The organism is Synechococcus sp. CCY9202 (assembly GCF_034931685.1).
Classification (GTDB): domain Bacteria; phylum Cyanobacteriota; class Cyanobacteriia; order PCC-6307; family Cyanobiaceae; genus CBW1002.
The window spans coordinates 1-2644 of record NZ_JAYGID010000067.1; the positions used below are offsets into that span (position 1 = coordinate 1).

At 52.1% G+C, this 2644-nt stretch carries 2 protein-coding genes; one reads left to right on the forward strand and one right to left on the reverse strand.

The annotated features are described in order from the left end of the window. Positions 1 to 110 precede the first annotated feature (110 nt). On the forward strand, positions 111 to 1001 hold the full coding sequence (locus VB777_RS09240; protein ID WP_323248534.1) for an aldehyde dehydrogenase family protein: 891 nt from the start codon (positions 111 to 113) through the stop codon (positions 999 to 1001). A 1035-nt stretch (positions 1002 to 2036) separates the two neighbouring features. On the opposite strand, the gene VB777_RS09245 is transcribed toward VB777_RS09240, so the two are convergent. After that, the gene (locus VB777_RS09245; RefSeq protein WP_323248532.1) at positions 2037 to 2567 is read right to left on the reverse strand and encodes a cytochrome B; all 531 of its coding nucleotides are present in this window, start codon (positions 2565 to 2567) and stop codon (positions 2037 to 2039) included. Positions 2568 to 2644 lie beyond the last annotated feature (77 nt).

The window sequence follows — 2644 nt, forward strand, 5'->3', positions numbered from 1 at the left end:
AGCTTTGCAACTCTTTGCTGTTCGTCCCAGAAACCTCGCTGGCCCATGGAAAGTATGTAATCTTGAAGCCTTAGTATAATTCAATTCGGTCGCTATCAAGCGGTCTTGCGATTTTTCGAGGTGCCCTTAATATGGTTGTTGGATCAGGAGCGGAGATCGGCGACACGATCGTCAACCATCCTGCTACCAAGGTTCTCTCCTTCACGGGTTCGAATCCCGTGGGCTCACGGCTGTACGAAAACGGCGCCAAAAAGCTCGCCAAAGTCACCTGCGAGATGGGTGGAAAGAACGCGCTCATCGTGATGGATGATGCCGATCTGGAGAGGGCGGTGCAGGGCGTGATCGGCGGCGGCTTTGGCTCCAGCGGCCAACGATGCACCGCCACCTCCCGCGTGCTGGTTCATATAGACGTGAAGTCCAAGTTCCTGGATCTCCTTGTTGCCGCAACAAACTCATTGAAAGTAGGCAATGGTTTGGATCCTGCCACCCAGATGGGCCCGGTTGTGGATCAGGACCAATTGAATACCGACATCTCCTACGTCGAGATTGCGAAGAATGAAGGCCTGAACCTGATTGCGGGGGGGAGCTTGGCGACTTCTGCCGGCGATGGCTATTACCTGCAGCCCACCATCTTTGATGGTGTCAAGGCAAACCATCGCCTGTTCCAGGAGGAAGTTTTCGGCCCCGTGCTGGCGTTGAGTGAATTCTCCACCTATGAAGAAGCGATCGCGTTGGCGAACGGTGTTGCCTTTGGCCTGTCGTCTGCGATGTATACCCGCAGCCTCATCACCGCACAGCGCTTCACCCAGGACACCCATTCCGGCATGGTCCATGTCAATGAGCCGTCGATCGGCGGCGAAGCCCAGCTTCCTTTCGGTGGGGTCGGTATCACGGGCGTTGGCGACCGAGAGATGGGAGAAGAGAGAGTCAATTTCTACACCCAGATCAAGACTGTCTTCATCAACTACTCCCTTTCCGGGGAACAGTCGATGAACCGGTAATCGTCACACAGAGTAGCGAAGGGAGTCCGAGCAGGCTGGAACTGCTGGGCTCAGGGTTGGTTCTTTCCTCAATTCGGACGCCTTTGGTGCGATTCAATATCAACCCTACGGTAGTGCTGAGGCCTGATTCATAAGGCTTCTTCGCTGAAGACTTGATTTTAATTTGAATCATCTCAGCGTTAAAGGCTTGTTGCCTTTTTAAGATATTCACTATTTTCCTTGATAATCCGCCAAAGTCAAAAAGTCCAAGATTGGAGATCGGCCATGGATATCCTCTTGGCCAATTACTCAAAAGTAACGCAACAAGCTTTCACCACCATGAAAATTTCCACTATCACTGGAGGAGCCAAATAAGTAACAAGATGAAAGACCTGAACATCGCCGTTATGATGTTCGACGGTGGTGAGGAGCAAGATATCGTCGGATGCTGGTAGATGTTCTCCTGGGCCACAGAATACGATGACCTAACCGAGGATGACGAAGTCACGTAAGCAAAATTTGCTTACACCTTCAACCAGGCTGGAGGCGTAGGCCAGTCGCAGCCAAATCTCTTCACGGTGGCGCACACAACTTCTCCCGTGATCATGTCATCTGGAATGAAGTTAAATGCTGATTATACCTTTGATAACGCCCCGGCGGCCAATGTTATTGGCGTGCTTGGGGGTGAAGGGGCAAGGGCGATCGAAAAGCCGAAAGAAAATGGAACAATTGATTACATCCGTCTTATGTGGACCCCAAAAACAGAACCAGTCCTTATGAGAGAGGGTAGTGCCCCTCTCAATGGTGTAACTCAGGAGGTCCTGTGACCCTTTCCGGAGGGTGAACAGGAGCAGTCAAGAGTTGACTGCTTGGAAGCTGATTCCGCAGCTCAGTTCATCCACTATGAACCCTGATCGCTGAATTAGCAACTCAGCGATCGATGTGTTCTGTGTAGATCGAGGGGAAGCTGCGCGCTTACCCATAAAAAGTCTTTCGTTACGAATGCACCGCCTGGCTATTGCTTTCTCCCTTGCTTCCTTTCGGCAACCAGACTCTTCATCGGTGATGGCCAAACCAATTAAATATCTGGTTAGGCCAGTCGGTGGGGTTGTCGTGTTCCTTGACCTGTAGGTCTGCCATGGATGCGACCAATGCAACGCCCCCGCGTTGAAGGGCGCTGGCAACATGCCAGATGAGTCCTGCAGCGATCAGCATCCATCCGAGCAGATGGATCTTGTACATCAGATGATCAAACTGTCCTTCGATCATCCATTTCTTGTGCATGCCTTGGCCACTGAGTAGGGGTAGGGCAAGGGCTAAGAGCATCACGGTGTTGGATGGCTTGTGCAATCTCCAGTTGCCCAGGGTGACCGCATAAAGAGCTAGCAGGATGGCGATAGGCAGCAAAAGGTTGCCTGCGTATTCATGGAGCTCCCAGAGGTTTCCGCCATAGGCCCATGGCAGGTGGAACAGCCGGCCGTCATAGTTGCTATAGATGACTAGACCTGTCAACCATCCGACGCCAACAGCTCCTGCGGTGGCGGCATGAATCAAACGCAGTAGGGAGGGCTGGTATGGTTGTTTCATCGGTGGGTTTGGCTAAGGCCATTGAAAGTACCATGGTCAGATATCCGATCCCACTGGCTTACACAAGGATACTCTAG

Coding starts and splice junctions, on each gene's coding strand:
- VB777_RS09245 (WP_323248532.1), bottom strand. CDS start 2,567: ATGAAACAACCATACCAGCCCTCCCTACTGCGTTTGATTCATGCCGCC.